The sequence below is a fragment of the Nocardia sp. NPDC051832 genome (genome assembly GCF_040681285.1).
Taxonomy (GTDB): domain Bacteria; phylum Actinomycetota; class Actinomycetes; order Mycobacteriales; family Mycobacteriaceae; genus Nocardia.
Genome location: NZ_JBFAYL010000004.1, coordinates 338,326 through 355,673 on the forward strand (window position 1 = coordinate 338,326; position 17,348 = coordinate 355,673).

The 17,348-nt window shown below is 68.1% G+C and carries 16 protein-coding genes; 9 read left to right on the top strand and 7 right to left on the bottom strand.

Annotated elements, in window-relative coordinates; all coding sequences use genetic code 11:
* Positions 1–51: 51 nt before the first annotated feature.
* Complete coding sequence (hutH, locus tag AB0M14_RS27215; protein ID WP_364999655.1) at positions 52–1,602, bottom strand: histidine ammonia-lyase; 1,551 nt, start codon at positions 1,600–1,602, stop codon at positions 52–54.
* Positions 1,603–1,803: 201 nt separating this feature from the next.
* On the opposite strand from hutH, the gene AB0M14_RS27220 reads away from it, so the two are divergent.
* Positions 1,804–2,604 (top strand): IclR family transcriptional regulator, encoded by an 801-nt coding sequence (locus AB0M14_RS27220; protein WP_364999657.1) that lies wholly within the window; start codon positions 1,804–1,806, stop codon positions 2,602–2,604.
* 277 nt (positions 2,605–2,881) lie between these two features.
* Here AB0M14_RS27220 and AB0M14_RS27225 read toward each other — a convergent pair whose 3' ends face one another.
* Both AB0M14_RS27225 and AB0M14_RS27230 read right to left on the bottom strand, forming a co-directional pair.
* Positions 2,882–3,613: a ferritin-like domain-containing protein gene (locus AB0M14_RS27225; RefSeq protein ID WP_364999659.1), complete on the bottom strand. Its 732-nt coding sequence runs from the start codon at positions 3,611–3,613 to the stop codon at positions 2,882–2,884.
* Between the two features lie 63 nt (positions 3,614–3,676).
* Positions 3,677–4,471, bottom strand: coding sequence for an SAM-dependent methyltransferase (locus AB0M14_RS27230; protein WP_364999661.1), 795 nt, complete (start codon positions 4,469–4,471; stop codon positions 3,677–3,679).
* A gap of 215 nt (positions 4,472–4,686) precedes the next feature.
* Between AB0M14_RS27230 and AB0M14_RS27235 the strand changes: the two genes are divergently transcribed.
* The gene (locus AB0M14_RS27235; protein ID WP_364999663.1) at positions 4,687–5,091 is read left to right on the top strand and encodes a hypothetical protein; all 405 of its coding nucleotides are present in this window, start codon (positions 4,687–4,689) and stop codon (positions 5,089–5,091) included.
* Here the strand turns inward: AB0M14_RS27235 and AB0M14_RS27240 are convergent.
* A complete protein-coding gene (locus tag AB0M14_RS27240) occupies positions 5,088–6,632 on the bottom strand; it encodes an NAD(P)/FAD-dependent oxidoreductase (RefSeq protein ID WP_364999664.1) in 1,545 nt (514 codons plus the stop codon). The genes AB0M14_RS27235 and AB0M14_RS27240 overlap by 4 nt on opposite strands.
* A gap of 283 nt (positions 6,633–6,915) precedes the next feature.
* On the opposite strand from AB0M14_RS27240, the gene AB0M14_RS27245 reads away from it, so the two are divergent.
* The 6 genes from AB0M14_RS27245 (at position 6,916) to AB0M14_RS27270 (ending at position 14,812) form a co-directional block, all read left to right on the top strand.
* Positions 6,916–7,404 (top strand): hypothetical protein, encoded by a 489-nt coding sequence (locus AB0M14_RS27245; RefSeq protein ID WP_364999666.1) that lies wholly within the window; start codon positions 6,916–6,918, stop codon positions 7,402–7,404.
* Complete coding sequence (locus AB0M14_RS27250) at positions 7,404–8,780, top strand: hypothetical protein (RefSeq protein WP_364999667.1); 1,377 nt, start codon at positions 7,404–7,406, stop codon at positions 8,778–8,780. The genes AB0M14_RS27245 and AB0M14_RS27250 overlap by 1 nt, the downstream gene beginning before the upstream one ends.
* 29 nt (positions 8,781–8,809) lie before the next feature.
* Complete coding sequence (locus tag AB0M14_RS27255) at positions 8,810–10,129, top strand: VWA domain-containing protein (protein WP_364999669.1); 1,320 nt, start codon at positions 8,810–8,812, stop codon at positions 10,127–10,129.
* A 12-nt stretch (positions 10,130–10,141) separates the two neighbouring features.
* Entirely contained in the window at positions 10,142–11,251 is a 1,110-nt protein-coding gene (locus AB0M14_RS27260; RefSeq protein ID WP_364999670.1) for an AAA family ATPase, read from the top strand.
* Positions 11,248–14,007 carry a DUF5682 family protein gene (locus AB0M14_RS27265; protein ID WP_364999672.1) on the top strand — a complete coding sequence of 920 codons (2,760 nt, stop codon included), beginning with the start codon at positions 11,248–11,250 and terminating at the stop codon, positions 14,005–14,007. The genes AB0M14_RS27260 and AB0M14_RS27265 overlap by 4 nt, the downstream gene beginning before the upstream one ends.
* Before the next feature lie 100 nt (positions 14,008–14,107).
* Positions 14,108–14,812: an ElyC/SanA/YdcF family protein gene (locus tag AB0M14_RS27270; protein WP_364999674.1), complete on the top strand. Its 705-nt coding sequence runs from the start codon at positions 14,108–14,110 to the stop codon at positions 14,810–14,812.
* 22 nt (positions 14,813–14,834) lie between these two features.
* Here the strand turns inward: AB0M14_RS27270 and AB0M14_RS27275 are convergent, their stop codons facing one another.
* The 3 genes from AB0M14_RS27275 to fabG form a co-directional block, all read right to left on the bottom strand.
* The gene (locus AB0M14_RS27275; RefSeq protein ID WP_364999676.1) at positions 14,835–15,260 is read right to left on the bottom strand and encodes a hypothetical protein; all 426 of its coding nucleotides are present in this window, start codon (positions 15,258–15,260) and stop codon (positions 14,835–14,837) included.
* Between the two features lie 176 nt (positions 15,261–15,436).
* Complete coding sequence (locus tag AB0M14_RS27280; protein ID WP_364999677.1) at positions 15,437–15,889, bottom strand: MaoC family dehydratase; 453 nt, start codon at positions 15,887–15,889, stop codon at positions 15,437–15,439.
* A gap of 4 nt (positions 15,890–15,893) precedes the next feature.
* Entirely contained in the window at positions 15,894–16,643 is a 750-nt protein-coding gene (gene fabG / locus AB0M14_RS27285; protein WP_364999679.1) for a 3-oxoacyl-ACP reductase FabG, read from the bottom strand.
* A 63-nt stretch (positions 16,644–16,706) separates the two neighbouring features.
* Between fabG and AB0M14_RS27290 the strand changes: the two genes are divergently transcribed.
* Entirely contained in the window at positions 16,707–17,312 is a 606-nt protein-coding gene (locus AB0M14_RS27290; RefSeq protein ID WP_364999680.1) for a QsdR family transcriptional regulator, read from the top strand.
* Positions 17,313–17,348: the final 36 nt, after the last annotated feature.

Genomic DNA, 17,348 nt, shown 5'->3' on the forward strand with positions numbered 1-17,348 from the left:
TCTCGGCGGAGTCCGGCCCTCCGCCGAAGTCCTGGGTCCAGCCGCACGCTCCTAATCGATGCGCAAGTGCGCGGCTACGGCGTCGTCGAGCGCACCGGAGCGGATGAGCTGCTCGGCGGCGGCGATTTCCGGCGCCAGGTGGCGGTCGGGGCCGGGGCCTGGGACCTCGGTGCGCAGCAGGGCGAGCGCGGCCGAGGTGGCCGGCCCGGGCCGCAGCGGCGCACGCAGATCCAAAGCCCTCGCGGCTGTGAGGTATTCGATGGCCAGCACTGTGGTGAGACCGTCCACCGCTTTGCGCAGTTTGCGTGCCGCCGACCAGCCCATCGATACATGATCCTCCTGCATCGCACTGCTCGGGATCGAATCCACCGAGGCGGGCACCGCGAGTCGTTTCAGCTCGCTGACCACCCCGGCCTGGGTGTACTGAGCGATCATGTGCCCGGAGTCGACGCCGGGGTCGGCGGCCAGGAACGCCGGAAGACCGTGCGAGCGTGCGGTATCCAGCATCCGGTCGGTGCGCCGTTCGGCCATGCTGGCCACGTCGGCGATCGGAATGGCCAGGAAATCCAGCACATACGCCACCGGCGCGCCGTGAAAGTTGCCGTTCGATTCCAGCCGGCCGTCGCCCAGGACGACGGGATTGTCGACGGCGGAGGCCAATTCGCGATCGGCCACGGTTTCGGCGTGCGCGACGGTATCGCGGGCCGCACCGTGCACCTGGGGTGCGCAACGCAGCGAGTAGGCGTCCTGCACCCGATTACAGTCCGGCCCACGATGACTCGCCACGATCTCCGAGTCCGCGAGCGCGGCCCGCATCCGTGCCGCCGACCGCGCCTGCCCCGGATGCGGACGCAGCGCTTGCAGATCCGCCGCGAAGACCCGATCGGTGCCGAGCAGCGCCTCCACGCTCATCGCCGCGGTGATGTCGGCGACGTCGAGCAACCGGTGCAGGTCTTCGAGGGCGAGCACCAGCATGCCGAGCATGCCGTCGGTGCCGTTGGTGAGCGCCAGCCCTTCCTTCTCCGCGAGCACTACCGGCTCGATTCCACTGGCACGCAATGCCTCCGACGCCGGACGCAGCACCCCTCCGGCGTCGACGACCTCGCCCTCACCCATCAGCGCCAGCCCGATCGCCGCCAGCGGGGCCAGATCCCCGGAGCAGCCCAGCGACCCGTATTCCGGCACCACCGGCGCGATCCCCGCGTTCAACAGCGCCGCCAGGGTGTGCGCGGTCTCCGGCCGCACCCCCGTATGCCCGGTCGCCAGCGTCCGCAGGCGCAACAGCATCAGCGCCCGCACCACCTCACGCTCGACCGCCGGTCCGGCGCCCGCCGCATGCGAGCGAATCAGCGAACGCTGGAGCGCCGCCCGGCTCTCCGGCGGAATATGCCGCGTCGCCAGCGCCCCGAAGCCGGTCGACACCCCATAGGTCGGCACACTGCCGACCGCGAGCGCGTCGACGTGCTCGCGCGCACTGCTCAACCGTTTCTCCGCCGCCGCGCTCAAGCGCACCGTCGCCGCTCCCCGCGCGACAGCGACAATCCACTCCCTCGACAGCGGCCCATCCAATTCGACCTGTGCGGTATCCGGCATAGCTCCCATTCCACAACCGCGACGGCCCAGGCAGAATGAGGCCACGCCGGATACAGTCTGGTATTTCAGACAGATCGAGGAACCACATGCGCGAACAAGCCGAAGAAGAGCCCTGGCCGCCGCTCATGCCGGAACCGAGTGCTGGACCGGCACGGCACCAGAACCCACCGACGAACGAGCCGAAGACGCGGCCATCGTGTCGTTCTCGGCATGGCCGAGTGGCTGCGTGACGCACTCGTGAGCGATATACCGGCCTTACGCCGTGGGCTCGCCGTGCTGCAGTTGCTGGCGACTCGCGCCGGGCCTGTCTCGGCCGCGACCATCGCGCGTGAACTCGAATTGCCCCGGTCGACGACATATCATCTGCTCGCCGAACTCGAACAGGCCCGGTTCGTCACCCATCTGCCGGACGAACGGCGTTACGGACTCGGCATAGCCGCCTTCGAACTCGGCTCGGCGTATCTGCGGCACGACCCGCTCGAACGCCTCGCCGGCCCGTTACTGCGGGAACTGGTGGAGCGTGTCGGTCACAACGCCCATCTGGGTGTTCTGCACGGCAATGAGCTGCTGTATCTGATTAAAGAGCAGCCGCGGCGGCCCGAAACCTTGGTGACCGATGTCGGCGTGCGACTTCCGGCGCACCTGACCGCCTCCGGTCGCGCCATCCTCGCGCATCTTCCGGCCGCACATGTCCGGGCGCTGTTTCCGTCCGCCGGCGCTTTTGTCCATCGCACCGAGCGCGGCCCGACCACCCTCGCCGCGCTACGCTCCTTACTCGCCGCCGAACGGCGGCGTGGGTGGGCCTGCGAGGACGGCCACGTCACCCCTGGCTTCGCGTCGGTCGCCCACCCCGTTTTCGACCACGCCCACTATCCGATCGCCAGCATCAGCGTCACCCTGCGTCACCATTGCGACGAGACCCCCTGCCGCGCCGACTGGTCCACCTTGGCGGCCGAAGTACGTTCCACCGCAATCCAACTGACCCGGCGCATCGGCGGGCGCAGCGGCTGAGGCACAGCTTCGTGCTGCCGATTCCGTACGGGTCTTAGAGCGAACTGCTCTGACGGGCGCCGAGAACCCTTTCCAGGGCCGCCTTTTCGGACTCCGCAACCCGGAGGCGATAGCAGAACTTGATCTGGATCCGCTGTGTTCCCCCGCCGGCTACGATCCGCCGAAAATTCATCTCGCTCTTTCCCGCTCACTGCATCGATACTGTGCTACCGAATGGTAACGATCCCAAAAGAATATCTAGCGACCGAACGTTTTCCTAATCCGGCAATCCGGGCGGTCAGCGCAGCGGTATCGCGGAGGGCACGATCACGGCGAAAAGCCCGAACACGCCGCGCATGAAATCGGTCCGCCCGAGACCGAATTGCCGCAGCGCCGCACCGTGATCGGCGGCCACGACCACCGCCACACCGAGGATCAGCGACCACCACACGGCTACGGCGAAAAGCCGTGCCGGACGGGAAGTCGCGGCGAACGCCACCCGCAACCGCTGGCAGTGAAAGGGCACATGCCGCTGTTCGTCGGCGAGGATGAGCCCGGCGACCTGGGTGGTCAGGGGATCGCCACAACCGTCCCGCAAGGCACGGTAATACCGCAGCGCAACAACTTCCGCGAGCATCAAAACCATCAGCTCGACCCGCAATCCCAGCGCTCGCCGCAATCGCACGAACACCGCGTCGGTCCAGTGCCCGGATATGGTCGGCTGCCCCGCGGCCTCCAGCAACAGCCCGAGCATGCGTGCGTGATTGCGTTCCTCGGCGATGAACAGCCGCACGGCGGCCGAATATTCCGGATCTCCGGCGCGATCGGCTTTCCCGATCAGATTCGCGCCGTCGCCGCTCTCCCCCACCTGGAAACGCTGCACGCTGCGCACCACGGCCGGTTCCAGCCGGGCCCCGCGCGACCAATCCGGATCACCCGCGGCGGCGCGCGCGGTCACCTTCGCTTCGAACTCACTTGTCCAGCGCGTGAAATCGCTGGAATGACCGACGCCGGCCTGCACTGTGCTCATAGGCGAACCCTAGAAAGCGGCTGTGCAGATCGGCGGGCGCGAACGTGGAGATTCTGTGCAGGGTTATGGCTTCCGGCCGACGCCGCCCCAGACCGAGCCGGGCCGGATCCCCTGCTCCTCCTCGTCGGTGCGCCAGTAGTTCAGCGGGACGATTCCCGGTTCGACCACCTCGAGCCCGTCGTAATAGGTTTCGATCACCTTGTGCGGGCGCGGATTGTAGGGCACGCCACCGGTTTTCGCGTAGTTGTGGCAGAGCCGGACATAGCCTTCGTCATCGTCGGTGCCGTCGTTGTGCGCGAGGTAGCTGCCGGGCACGACGGCGTCCATCATGGTCCGGATGATGCGGCGCGCGTCCTCGGTGGTGGGTGCGTGCCCGAGCACGCCCATGAACAGGACGCCGATCGGCTCCGTGAAGTTCAGCACGTTGCGGGCGTCGGCGATGATCGACTCCGGCTCGTTGAAGTCGGCTTCCACGTAGGTGGTCACGCCTTCGTCGGTGGTGTTGACCAGCAGGGCCCGGGCGTGCGCCAGCACGAGCGGATCGTTGTCGACGTAGACGATCTTCGACGAGGGCGCGGCCTTCTGGGCCACCTCGTGCGTGTTCTCCATGGTCGGCAGGCCGGTGCCGATATCGATGAACTGCCGGATGCCGGCCTCGGCGGCCAGGAACTTGACGGACCGGATCAGGAACTGGCGGGACTGGATGGCCATGGTCTTGATATCCGGGTACCCCTGCACCGAGGACTCCCCCACGGCGCGATCGACCTCGTAGTTGTCGCGGCCGCCCAGCCAGTAGTTCCAGATCCGAGCCGAATGCGGAATATCGGTGCGAATTAGGTCTTTGCGCTTGTTCGCCATGGAGGCTCCTGAACGAAAGGAACGGTTGCGTCGCGGTGACTGTACTGCCGATCGGTGCCCCGCCGGAGCGGGTTTCGCGGACTGTGGGCGATCCGAGTCCCAGTTGCCGGAAAATCTCGGAAAAAGTTCTGCGAAGTATGTCGAGCGGGCGTGATCGGCTCCGACCTACAGGCAACAGCCCCGGACAAGCGGGCCGAAACCTGAAGGAGAACATCATGAGCATCATCAAGAGCACCGGAGCCGTCGTCGCCGGACTCGCCGCCGCGAGCATCGCGTCCGTCGCCACCGACGCGGCGCTGAAGGCCGCGGGCGTCCTGCCCCAGGATCATCTGTATGTCAGTGTGCCGCTGGTCCTTACGGTGATCGGCTACCGCACCGTCTTCAACGTCCTCGGCGCCTATCTCACCGCCGCGCTGGCGCCCCGGCGCCCGATGAAGCACGCGGTGATCTTGGGCGGCATCGGCACGGCCTTCTCCGCGCTCGGCGCCGTGGCCACCTACAACATGGATATCGGGCCGCACTACTACGCCCTGAGCCTGGTCGTGCTGGCCCTGCCGAGCGCCCTGCTCGGCGGCTACCTGCGGACCGGTCGTCCGGTGGCCCGGACCGCCGTGGTCTAGGACTCCAGCACCGCCATGGCGGCATTGTGGCCGCCGATCCCGCTGACGCCACCGCCGCGCACTGCCCCTGCACCACAAAGGAATACGGTCTTCCGGCCGGTCCCCACACCCCATCGGGTGGCGGGATCGGCCGGATCGTCGTCGCGGTAGGGGAAGGCGAGATCACGGTGGAAGATGTGGCCGCCGGGCAGGCCGATGTCACGTTCCAGATCGAGCGGGGATTTGGCCTCCAGGCAGGGTTTGCCGGTGGCGTCGAGGGCCAGGCAGTCGGCGATGGGTTCGGCCAGCACCGTATCCAGTTGCGCGAGAGTTGCTTTCACCAGTTCGTCTTTGGCCCGGGCAGGGTCGGCACTGAACAACCTTGCGGGGGTGTGCAATCCGAACAGGGTGAGGGTGTGCAGGCCCGCCGCGGCGGCCGCCGGAGACAGGATCGACGGGTCGGTCAGCGTGTGGCAATAGATTTCGGAGGGCGGTGCCGCTGGCACCCGCCCGGCTGCCGCGTCTTGGTAAGCCTGTTCCAGTTGACGGTAGGACTCGGCGATGTGAAAGGTTCCGGCGAACGCGTCGCGCGGATCCACGGCGGTGTCCAGCAATCGGGGCAGGCGACTCAGCACCATGTTCAGTTTCAGTTGCGCGCCTTCGGGTTTCACCGGCGCGGCCGCGCCGAGCAGGCGGCTCAGCTCATACGGGGCGGCATTCACCAGGACGTGGCCCGCGCCGGTGGACCCCTGCTCGTGCTGGACTTCGGTCGCGCTGCCGTCGGTTTCGATCGCGGTGACCGCACAGCCGGTGACGATCTCGGCCCCCGCTGCCCGCGCCGCGGTCGCCAGGGCATCGGTGAGCGCGCCCATGCCGCCGACCGGCACATCCCAGTCACCCGTGCCGCCGCCGATCACGTGGTAGAGGAAGCAGCGATTCTGGAGCAGGGCGGGATCGTGGGCGTGGGTGAAGGTTCCGATCAACGCGTCGGTCAGGACGATGCCGCGCACAGTGTCGTCGGCGAAGGTCGCCTCGATGGTCTCACCGAGCGGCCGCTCGAAGATCGCCTCCCACATGGCCTGGTCGTCGATGAGCTCGGCCAGTTCGGCGCGCGCGGGCAGCGGCTGCGTCAGGGTCGGGAACACGCGCTCCGCCAGCCGGGCGGTTCCTGCGTAAAAGCCCTGCCACGCTTGGTAATCCCGGTCCGAACCGGTGAGCCGGGCAAAGCTGTCCCGGGTGCGGTCCGCGGAGCCGGTGTCGACCAGTAGGCCGCCGGAACCCACCGGCGTGTAGGACGAAATCCGCCGCCGGCGCGCCTCGAAGCGCAGCCCGAGGTCCCGAATGATCTGGGGCGGAAGCAGACTCACCAGATAGGAGTAGCGCGACACCCGGGCATCGATGCCGGGGAACATCCGCGCCGAGACCGCCGCGCCGCCGGTGTCCGGCTCCTTTTCCAGGACCAGCACCGATCGTCCGGCTTGCGCCAGATAGGCGGCGGCGACAAGGCCGTTGTGGCCGCCGCCGACGATCACGACATCGTAGGAGGAGCGCGTCGGGGTCATCCGTCCTCGATAGCACGCCCCGGCGGCCTGGAAGCCGCCGACGCGCAGTATTTGCCTGAAGTTGTCTGAGATCGGCGCGTAGGCGCGGGAGGTGCACCCGATCGGCACGCGGCCGAGTGCTCGCGCGGCGCTCCCCGCGCGGACCGTAGCAGCACCCTCCGACAACTCGAATTCCCCTGTCGGGCAACCCAAACGACCAGATAGGTAGACGTTTCCACGGAGCGAAACTTGTCGGTGCCCTCGCGTAAATTGATCACCATGACAAGCAACGGGAGGGAAGGCGATGGAGAGCTCTGAATGGGAGCGAGCGTCGGTGGTGCGAGTGTTGCCCACCGTCGCGCCCCGCAAGCTGGCGAAGGTTCCTTTCGTCGAAATGGCCGACGGCCGGCTGCAAGGCGTGGTGTCCAGCGGCTCCGATATCGCACGGGTCTACGTGTCCTCGGTCTCGGCCAAGACGCATGGGCTGAGTTGCAGTACCAACAACAACCGGCCCTGCGGCGGACTGAACAACGGCTGGCAGTGCAAACACATCGACGCGCTGTTGACTGAAGCGGTCCTGCAGTACGGAGTGGAGCGGGTGGCCGGGTTCCTGCGGGTGGAGGCCATCGACGCACGCGAGCTGACGGGGGCGCTGCGGGGCAGCCGCGAGCCCGCCCCGGCGGCGGCCGTGTTCAGCCGGTTCCTGCGCCACCTGGCCTATCTGGAACTGCCGGGCAGCTCCGCGCCGATCCCGGAGATGCAGTGGTTTCCGGCCACGGGGGTGCGGCGCTGATGCTTCCCGCACAACTAGCCCAGCTGCTGGACGAGCCCGCCGGGGTCACCGACGCGCTCGCGGTGCTCGCCGGGTTCGACGACGCTTTGGTGCATGGGTTCGCCCGGATCGGTGACGAGCAGGCCGCGGCCTTGGCCGCGCTGGCCGGCGCCGTCGGCGGTACGCCGCTGGGCGCGCCCGTCGCCGATGCCGTCGCCAAGCTGAGCACCGGCTCGATCGGCCCGGACGATCTCTCGGCGCTCGCCGCCGCCCGCGCCGCACTACTCGGGGCGGTACACGACGCACTGGCCGAGCGGTTCGATACCGCGCTCGGCCGTTCCAGAGCCGAATGGGTACCGGGGGTTTCGACCGCCACGCCCGGAAATCTCGTCGCGGGCTGCCGGTCCTGGCTGCAGGAGCTGGCGATCACCGGCTGGCGCGGCGTCGACCACGACCTGGTCGCCGCATCCGACCAGACGGTGGAGGCCCTGTGGGCCGAGCCCGGTCTGCGCCGCCTCGCGGTGCTGCTGGACGGGCTCGCCGCGGAGCTCGGCGCGTCGTCTCCGGTCGCCACGATGGATCGGGTGCCCGCCAAGCGCTGGGCCGACCTGTGGTCACGGGCGCTGCTGCTGTCCTGGCGCGGCGACGAGTCCGCCGCAGCCGCAACGCTTTCCGGCCGCCTGCTGCTTCTCGGCGTGGACGTGCACGAGCACGGCACCGCGGTACAGGCACAGGTCTACGGCGTGCTCGAAGGCTCCGACGGCACCACTCGCCGCGTCCGGGCGAGCGTCTCCGCCGCCAAGGTCGACACGATTGTCGGCCCCGCGGTCTGGCAGGTGCTCACCACTCACCCGATCCTCCTGAAGGCGCTGGCCGAACACCGCAGCCTCGACCTGACGGATATGCCGCTCACCGCGAGCGGCGACCTGCTCTGGCACGACGATCGCGCCGCGCTGGGCGCACCGGCAGATCCCTTCGCCAGCGCGCGGATTCAACTCGCCACGGCCACCGGGTCCGCCGCGCCGCCACTGGACCGCGATCCGGTGCACTTCGCCGAACCGGTCCTGCTGGAGGGCTACCGAGTCAAGGACGGCGCCATCGAGCTCGGCGACCATCGGCTCCCGCTGGCACTGGATCAGCTGCCCAGCTGCGGTCCGCTCACCCCGACGTCGTTCACCGGCTCCTCGGCCTGCATCGGCCTGCTGCGCTGGGAGGCGGGCAGCTGGAACCTGCGCCCGCTCGCGGTGCGCAAGACGATCAAGGGCGCGGTCACCGAGCTGCACGGCGGCGACTGGGCCTGCGGGCCGACCGATCCGAAAGTCGTCAAGGCACAGGCCAAATCGGGTGACTCGGTGGCCGTGCTGCGCGAACGAGCAGGCAGGTTGCTGCGGAAATGACTACATCGCGAAGCGATTCCGTCAGGGGCGTGACGGGTGGGCACGACACTTACGAAACACAGCGGCAGATCCTGTACTGGCGTCTGCTGGCGAGCATCTTCGACAGCGAGCCGCAACCGGCGCTGGAGTCGGGCAGTGCCGCCGTGGTCGGCAAGCTAGGACTTCCGGTCGCGCTGCTCGATCCCGGTGTCTCGATCGACACTGTGGTGCAACGGTTTCCGGAACTGGAAACCGAGTTCGACGCCCTGGGTGCAGTGGTCCGCACCGAGGACGCCGATCCCGCAGCGCCCGAGACACCGAATGTCGTTGACACACAGCAGGTCCGGCGTGCGGCGCTGGTATCGAAGCTGCTGCTCAACGTCTTCGCCACCGGTTCCGGCAATGTCAGCGCCACGCAGCTCGCCGGATGGCAGAGCGACGCGGGCTGGCTGAAGCGGATCCTCGACGACGACGGCAACGGCGAGATGCGCAAGGTGCTCGCGGATCTGGAAGGCGATCTGGTCGCCCGGATGCGGCTGCGTGAGGTGCTGGCCGACTCCGGCCTGGCCGCTCAGCTCACGCCGAGCATGTCGCTGATCGAACAGCTGCTGCGCGACAAATCCAACCTCTCCGGCGTCGCCCTTGCCAATGCCAAGGCGCTGATCCGGCGGTTCGTCGAGCAGGTCGCCGAGGTGCTGCGCACTCAGGTACAGCAGGCCAGCGCCGGCACGATCGACCGTTCGGTGCCGCCGAAGCGGATCCTGCGCAATCTCGACGTCGACCGGACCATCTGGAAGAACCTGCCGAACTGGAACCCGAACGACGAACGCCTGTATGTGGATCGCCTGTTCTATCGGCAGACCGCCAAGCGCACGGTGCCCGCGAAGATGATCGTCGTGGTCGACCAGTCCGGTTCCATGGTCGACGCCATGGTCAACTGCACCATCCTGGCCTCGATCTTCGCCGGCCTGCCCAAGGTCGACGTGCACCTCATCGCCTACGACACCAACGCCCTCGACCTCACGCCCTGGGTGCACGATCCGTTCGAGGTGCTGCTGCGCACCAACCTCGGCGGCGGCACCGACGGGCGGGTCGCGATGACACTGACCCAGCCCAAGATCACCGACCCGAAAAACACCGTGGTGGTGTGGATATCGGACTTCTACGAATGGGAATGCCAGCCCCTGTTCGAGTCCATGCAGGCCATCCACCGCAACGGGGTGAAGTTCATCCCGGTCGGCTCGGTCAACAGCTCCGGCCATCAGAGCGTGAACCCCTGGTTCAAAGAACGCTTCAAATCCATGGGGACCCCGGTGCTTTCGGGCCGCATCCAGAAACTCGTCCACGAACTCAAGAACTTTCTCGATTAGGAGCCTTCAGACATGTCCGACACCTTGCGCGCCCCTGCCGAAGTCAAGTACGCCGAAGAACTGGCTTGGCTGGAATCGATCGACGACAGCCCCAAGCCGTTCTCCTGGCGGCTGAGCCCGAAGATGGTCCGGCTGTTCATTCTCGGCTCCGAGCGCGCCGACGGATTGGACCGCGAGATCGACCAGAAGTGGTTCGGTGACCGCAGTTTCGTCGAACGCAGCATCGTCACCCTGGCCTCCGACCGCGGCCTGCTGCTGATCGGCGACCCGGGCACCGGCAAGAGCTGGCTGGCCGAACTCCTGGCGGCCGCGATCAGCCGCAACTCCACCCTCGTCGTGCAGGGCACCGCCGGCACTACCGAGGACCACATCAAGTACTCGTGGAACATCTCCATGGTCATCGCCAAGGGCCAGTCCCGGGACTCGATGATCCCCTCGCCCATCATGACCGCGATGGAGAACGGCGTCATCGGGCGCTTCGAGGAGCTCACCCGCTCCACCAGCGACGTGCAGGACGCACTGATCTCGATCCTGTCCGAGAAGTACGTCTCCATCCCCGAACTCGACGACGACAACATCGTGTTCGCCAAGCCCGGTTTCTCCATCATCGCGACGGCGAACAGCCGCGACCGGGGCGTGAACGACCTGTCCTCGGCGCTCAAGCGGCGCTTCAACTTCGTTCGCATCCCGGTGGTCACGAACAAGCGCAGCGAAGCCGAGATCGTGCGATTCCGCACCGCCGAGCTGCTGCGCCGGCACCAGATCGAGCTCGAGGTGCCGCCGACGCTGCTCGACATCCTGCTGGATTCGTTCGCCGATCTGCGGGCCGCTGCCGCCGCCGCGGCCAGCGACGACGAGAAGTTGGAGTCGGCGCTCTCGACCGCCGAGCAGATCGGCGTGCTCGAGGACGCGATCCTGCACAGCCAGTTCTTCGGCGACAGCACGCTGCGGGCCAACACCCTGGCGAGTTCGCTGGTCGGGTCGCTGGCCCGGCGGGCGCCGGAGGACTTGGCGATCCTCAACAAGTTCTGGCACGGCGTGGTCGAACCGCGCGGCAAGAAGTCCGGTGACTGGTCGCAGTTCCTGGAAGGCGGCAAGGACGCGATCGCGAGGCTCTCATGACCGAGCCGCAGTTCTCCGCGCTCCGCGACCAGCTGACCACCGCCGCAACCCAATTCGCCGGTGCACCCGGCGCCGCGGCCGACATCCTGACCGGCATCGTCGACGATGTCGACCGGGCGCTGCGGGAAGAGCTGGAAATCTTCCCGGTGTGCCACCACTCCCCCGCCTCCGCGCTCGCGATGGCGCGCCGGCTGCACGAAAAGCGGCCCAGCGTCATCTATTTGGAGCTGTGCGAGGATCTGCGCCCGATCCTGGACGAGCTGCGCAACTGCAAGCTGCCGGTCGCGGTGCAGGCCTGGGCCGGTGAGCCCGACGGGCTGCCGAAGGAGTGGGCGCCGCTGTCGGTGGTCGCGCCGATCACCGAGGCGTCCGCGGAATATCAGGCCATCGCCTACGCGCTGGATACGCCCGGCGTCGAGCTGGTGCTGGTCGACCGGTCCACCGACCACGTCTTCCAGTGGACGCCGGCCGAACCCGCCGAACCCGCCGAACCGCAGGACAGCGCGGAGGCCGCGTTGCACGGCGACGCCGTCGGCATCGAAATCGGCGATATGCGACCGCATTTCGCCGAGCTGGAACAGCATCTGCTGCATCACGGCAAGGTCCGGCACTGGTCGGAGTGGTGGGATCAGTACGTCGAGCAGCCGTTGGCGGGCGCCGACTACGACACCTACCGCCAGGTGATGGTGCTGATCGGCAGCCTGTTCCGCCGGCTGCGGCGCACCGATCTGGACCGCGACGAGGACCGGGAACGCTACATGTGGACCCGGATGCGCGAGCACCTGGCCACGACCGGCGCCGACCCGGCGAACTGCCTCTACATCTGCGGCGCGTTCCACGCCGCCAGTCGCGTCGAGCAGTTCGGGCTGGCCGCGACAGCGCCGTACGAGATCACCCCGCGTTCGGCTACGGCCTGGCAGTACGGGTTGATCCCGTCCAGTCACTCCGCGATCGAAGCGCAGTTCGGGCTGGCCTCCGGTTCGGTCTCGATCGCCGCGGCGACCTGGTCGAAGGGGTTGCGGCGCAACGGCATCAAGCCATTCCAGCTGAGCGGTCAACCCGCGAAGTCCGGCGCCCGCCGCGGCAAGGTGCAGCCGCTGCCCGCGGCCCCGGTCTCCGCCGACAAGCTGTCCGGGTTTCTCTCCAGCCCACCGCAACTGGACGTCCTGGACGAGGCCGAACTCCTGGAGTGGTCGGTCGACATCGTCCGGCTGGCCCGCCGCAACGGCTATCTGGCCTCCACCGCCGATGCCATCGCGGTCTACGAGACCTCGATTCTGCTGGCGGGCATGCGGAATCGGGCCCGCCCGACACCGTACGACTTCCAGGACGCGGCGATCACCTGCATCGAGAAGGACCACACGCCTGGTCGCCGCGACGTGCGGCGGCTCTGCGAGATCCTGCTCGGCGGCGACCGGATCGGCCAGGTCGGCTATGCCGCGCTGCCGCCGCTGGCCCAGGATGTGCTCGATCGGCTCGCGCCGCTGGGCCTGGACCTGAACAAGCGCACCGTGCAACGCTGCCTGCTCGACCTGCACACGGACAAACATCTGCAACCGTGCTCGGATCTGCTGTGGATCCTGCGCCGGCTGCTGCCCGCCGAGGCGGTCCGGCCCATCATGGGCGCTCGCACGCTGGGTGAACGCTCGATCCAGGAATCCTGGGACCTGGCGATCGGCAAGCATCAGCGCGCCCTGGTCCAGATCGGCTACGAGGGCGTGACCTTGGAACAGGTGCTGGAGCAGCGGCTCCGGCGCGCGGTCAACGACCCGGACGCCACCGCGGCGGCGGCACTGGCCGCCGTCGAGGACGCGCTGCTGTACCTGGGTTCCACCCGCCTGGCCGACGAACTCGGCGCCCGCGCGGTGGAACTGCTCGCCGCCGAACGCTCGGTCGACGACGCCCCAGAGGTACTGCGCCGGATCCGCCTGCTGCTCAACTACTTCCGGTCGACCGAGGACGGATTGCCGGACTGGTGCGGGAAGTTCGTCACGGCGGGCTACGCGCATTACTGCACGCTGCTGCCCACCGCCTTCGCCGACGAGGACACCGGGGTGCGTCCGGTCGCGGCCATGCTCGGGTTCCTCTTCGGCATGGAGAACCTGGCGCTGTCGCTGGGCTGTGATCACACCCAGCTCGAACTGGCCGTCCTGCAATCGCATCCGGAGGCGCCGGCCAAGGTCGCCCTGCTCTGGGCCACCCGCTACCAGCTCGGCCTGCTCACGCTGCCGGAACTGCGCATCCGCTGTGACGACATGCTGGCGAATCCGCTTGTCGTTCCGGCCTTCCCGCAGTACCTCAGCGGTTTCATTCAGGCCATGGACCCGGTCCCCACGTTGAAACCCTTCATCGTGGAGGTGCTGTCGAAGGCCTTCGGCCGCCTGCCGGATTCGGTCCTGCTGCCCTGGCTGCCCAAGCTCATCACCACCTTGAAAGGCCAAGCAGCCGAACTCATCCCGTCGCTCACGCGCGAAGCGGGCCGCACCTTCCCCGCGACCCTGCCCGCGCTGGAGTCCTGGGTTCCGCCGTGGCTCGCGGCTCCGAAACCCCTCGCAGCCCTTCCCGCCACGTCCGGCGGTCCGGCCACCGAGCTGCTCCGAACCCATCCCGCGACCTGCGACGTACTTGCCGCGCTGCTGGGCTATGACAGGACATGGCAGGCGAGCGGTCCCGCGGCCGGCACGGCGGTAACGGCTCTGCTGGACAAGCACCCAGCCACGGCCGCCGCCCTCGCGGCCTTGGTCCCGAGCACCTGACGACATTCCGAAAGCCTGCGGCACCCTTGTGCCGCAGGCTTTCGGGGTGTCCGAATCTTGTCAAGTGTCAACTGGCCTGGCTGTCGGGCACTATGTCGGTGTGGGGATTCGGGAGATTCTGGGACGCGCGGCGGCGGTACGTCCGCGCCCGCGCGTGCTGCTGCGCTGGTCGGTCATCGTGATCTCGGTGGGTGCGCTCGCCGTGCTGACTTCGGTCGGCTGGGTCCGGTATCAAGCGAGCGGGCATGAGTACACGGCGGATTCGGTGCCGGCGACGGACGTGGCGATCGTCTTCGGGGCACAGGTCTACGACGACGGACAGCCCTCACCGTATCTGGCCGCGCGGCTGGATATCGGACGGCAGCTGCTGGCATCCGGAAAGGTCAAGGCGCTCTTGCTGACCGGCGACAACGGCAGGCGAACCTACGACGAGCCCGAGGCCATGCGCCGATATCTGGTGGGCAAGGGCGTCCCGGCGGCCAAGATCGCGCTGGACTACGCCGGATTCGATACCTACCAGTCCTGCGTCCGGGCCTACAAGATCTTCGGCGTGCGGCGGGCGATTGTGGTGACCCAGGATTTCAGCGTGCCGCGCACGGTATCGCTGTGCCAGTCGGCCGGGATCGAGACCGATGCGGTGGCCGACCACAGTCAGCCGCACGAGGGCGTCTGGATCAAGTGCTGGGTGCGCGATCAGATCGCGTCCACCAAGGCGGTGTGGGAGATGGCCACCGAACCGGATCCGAAGTTCCTCGGGAATGAGGAGACCTCAGTGCGCGACGCCATCTCGGCGAGCCCGCGGTAGCGGTCTGCACGCGGCGGCGGTCTCAGCCGCCGAAGACGACGCAGCCGTAGCCGAGGTGCTGGCCGGTGCCGACGCGGATATCCACGGTGGCGGTGATGACATCATCGGGGACCTGCATCGCGCTCAGCGTGTGGATGCCAGTGGTCGCGGGGACCCATTTGAACCGGGCCGCCCCACCGGTCGGATTCACCGTGTTGAGCGGAACGCCGTTGTCGTAGAAGTAGACCGGGGCCGCCGGATCGGTGACGAGCGCTTCGACCGTATAGGTACAGCCGGTGCCGAAATTCGTCGCGGAGCCGACATTGATGTCGTAGTAGACGCCGATCCGGGTGGCGGTCGCGCCCGCGCCGGGCGCACCGAGCAGCGCGGTCGCCGACGCGGCAGTACAGACGGCAACGACGACGCCCAGGCGCAATCGGGTAGTTGATTCGGTGATCCGGTCACTCATGTGGGAGTCCCTCGTCGCGCGGTGCCGGCGCACGTCGATGGAGCTGCGTCGGCCGATCCAGTGCGCCCGATCGTATCGGCTGGACCTGCCCGAATACGGCTGATCTGGCCAGCGCGTCAGCTACGGACAATCACGCAGGTCGTCCCGGCGCGCACCGGCCGGGACGACCTGGGGTCTCAGTCGACCAGGACCGCGATCGCTTCCGCGACGCACGCGGGTTTCGCGCCGTCTTCGATCTCGATGGTGACCCGGGTAGAGACTTGAGCGCCGGAAGACTTGCGGTCCACCGCCAGCAGCTCAACCCCGGCGCGCACCCGGCTGCCCACCGGCACCGCGGCCGGGAAGCGAACCTTGTTGGAGCCGTAGTTGATACCCATCTTCAGCCCGTCCACCCGGTAGACCTGCGACACCAGCATCGGCAGCAGCGCCAAGGTCAGGTACCCGTGCGCGATGGTGGTCCCGTACGGTCCGTCCGCGGCGCGGACCGGGTCGGTGTGAATCCACTGGTGATCACCGGTCGCCTCGGCGAACAGGTTCACCTGCTCCTGGGTGATGGTGTGCCAGTCGCTGTGACCGAGGTGCGTGCCCGCCGCCTGCTCGAGCTCGGCCGTTCCCTGGAAAATCCGCATGACGTCAGCTGGTCGGTCCGCCGGCGACGTAGAGGACCTGACCGGAGACGAATCCGGCCGCCTCGCCGACGAAGAAGGAGACCGCGTTGGCGATGTCGTCGGGCTGGCCGACGCGCTGCACCGGGATCTGCTTGGCCGAGAATTCGATGAACTGGTCGAAGGGCACGCCTACCCGTTCGGCGGTCGAGGCGGTCATGTCGGTCTGGATGAAGCCGGGCGCGATCGCGTTCACGGTGACGCCGAACTTGCCGAGCTCGATCGCGAGGGTCTTGGTGAAGCCCTGCAGACCGGCCTTGGCCGCGGAGTAGTTGGCCTGGCCGCGGTTGCCCAGCGCCGAGGTGCTGGACAGGTTGACGATGCGGCCCCACTTGGCCTCGGTCATGTACTTCTGGGTGGCGCGGCTCATCAGGAACGACCCGCGCAGGTGCACGTTCATCACCGAATCCCAGTCCGACAGCGACATCTTGAACAGCAGGTTGTCGCGCAGAATGCCCGCGTTGTTCACCAGCACGGTCGGGGCGCCGAGCTCGTCGGCGACCCGCTGCACCGCCGCCTGCACCGACTGCTCGTCGGAGACGTCCACGCCGACGGCGAGGGCCTTGCCGCCGGCCGCTTCGATCTCGGCGACCACCGTCTTACAGGCGGATTCGTCGAGATCCAGGATGGCGACCGCGAAACCGTCCGCGGCGAGCCGGCGGGCGGTGGCGGCGCCGATGCCGCGGGCGGATCCGGTGACGATGGCTGTGCGAGTCATGAAGGCTCCTGACGTGAATGGTCGGCGTTCGAGACATACGTTACGAGCTGTATTATTCACCCGGTGCGCAACCCCCCGTCGACTCGTTCCCCCGGCCGCCCGGCCTCGGCCACCCGCGAACAGGTCCTCGAACTCACCCGCCGCGCCTTCCTGGCCGGCGAGCGCGTCGACGTGCAGGCGATCGCCGCGGAACTCGGCCTCAGCCGCGCCTCCGTCTACCGCTGGTTCGGTTCCCGCGACGGTCTGCTCGGCGCCATGCTGGTCCAAGAGTACGAGGGCCTGATCGCCCGCGCCGACAGCCGCTGCCGCACGACCGGGGCGCAGCGCGTGCTCGAGGTGTTCGACCGGGTCGCCCGGTGGGAATCCGACAACGAACCCTTCCGCCGCTACTTCGAGAACGAGCCGCTGTCCGGGCTGCGCATCATCACCGCCGGTGACGGGCCCGTGCAGACGAGAGCCATTGCGGCCGTCGAGGAGTTGATCGCGCGCGTAGAGCGCGAGGACGGCTACCAGCCACCACTGGACCGGCCGCTGCTCGCCTACTCCCTGGTCCGCTTGGCCGAAGCGTTCCTGTACAACGACCGCGCCGCCGGCATCCGCGGCGATGTCGACCGCCTGCGGCAGGTTGTCGCCGTGCTGGTCGGGGCTACGCCCCCGGAGAGGATCTGATCGCACGCGCGTAGTCCTCGGCCAGGCCGAGGACTA

Excerpts from the sequence above, each read along its gene's own strand:
- AB0M14_RS27250 (WP_364999667.1), top strand. The coding sequence starts at position 7,404 with ATGCTTCCCGCACAACTAGCCCAGCTGCTGGACGAGCCCGCCGGGGTC.
- fabG (WP_364999679.1), bottom strand. The coding sequence starts at position 16,643 with ATGACTCGCACAGCCATCGTCACCGGATCCGCCCGCGGCATCGGCGCC.
- AB0M14_RS27280 (WP_364999677.1), bottom strand. The coding sequence starts at position 15,889 with ATGCGGATTTTCCAGGGAACGGCCGAGCTCGAGCAGGCGGCGGGCACG.
- AB0M14_RS27265 (WP_364999672.1), top strand. The coding sequence starts at position 11,248 with ATGACCGAGCCGCAGTTCTCCGCGCTCCGCGACCAGCTGACCACCGCC.
- hutH (WP_364999655.1), bottom strand. The coding sequence starts at position 1,602 with ATGGGAGCTATGCCGGATACCGCACAGGTCGAATTGGATGGGCCGCTG.
- AB0M14_RS27220 (WP_364999657.1), top strand. The coding sequence starts at position 1,804 with ATGGCCGAGTGGCTGCGTGACGCACTCGTGAGCGATATACCGGCCTTA.
- AB0M14_RS27235 (WP_364999663.1), top strand. The coding sequence starts at position 4,687 with ATGAGCATCATCAAGAGCACCGGAGCCGTCGTCGCCGGACTCGCCGCC.
- AB0M14_RS27230 (WP_364999661.1), bottom strand. The coding sequence starts at position 4,471 with ATGGCGAACAAGCGCAAAGACCTAATTCGCACCGATATTCCGCATTCG.
- AB0M14_RS27240 (WP_364999664.1), bottom strand. The coding sequence starts at position 6,632 with ATGACCCCGACGCGCTCCTCCTACGATGTCGTGATCGTCGGCGGCGGC.
- AB0M14_RS27260 (WP_364999670.1), top strand. The coding sequence starts at position 10,142 with ATGTCCGACACCTTGCGCGCCCCTGCCGAAGTCAAGTACGCCGAAGAA.
- AB0M14_RS27245 (WP_364999666.1), top strand. The coding sequence starts at position 6,916 with ATGGAGAGCTCTGAATGGGAGCGAGCGTCGGTGGTGCGAGTGTTGCCC.
- AB0M14_RS27275 (WP_364999676.1), bottom strand. The coding sequence starts at position 15,260 with ATGAGTGACCGGATCACCGAATCAACTACCCGATTGCGCCTGGGCGTC.
- AB0M14_RS27225 (WP_364999659.1), bottom strand. The coding sequence starts at position 3,613 with ATGAGCACAGTGCAGGCCGGCGTCGGTCATTCCAGCGATTTCACGCGC.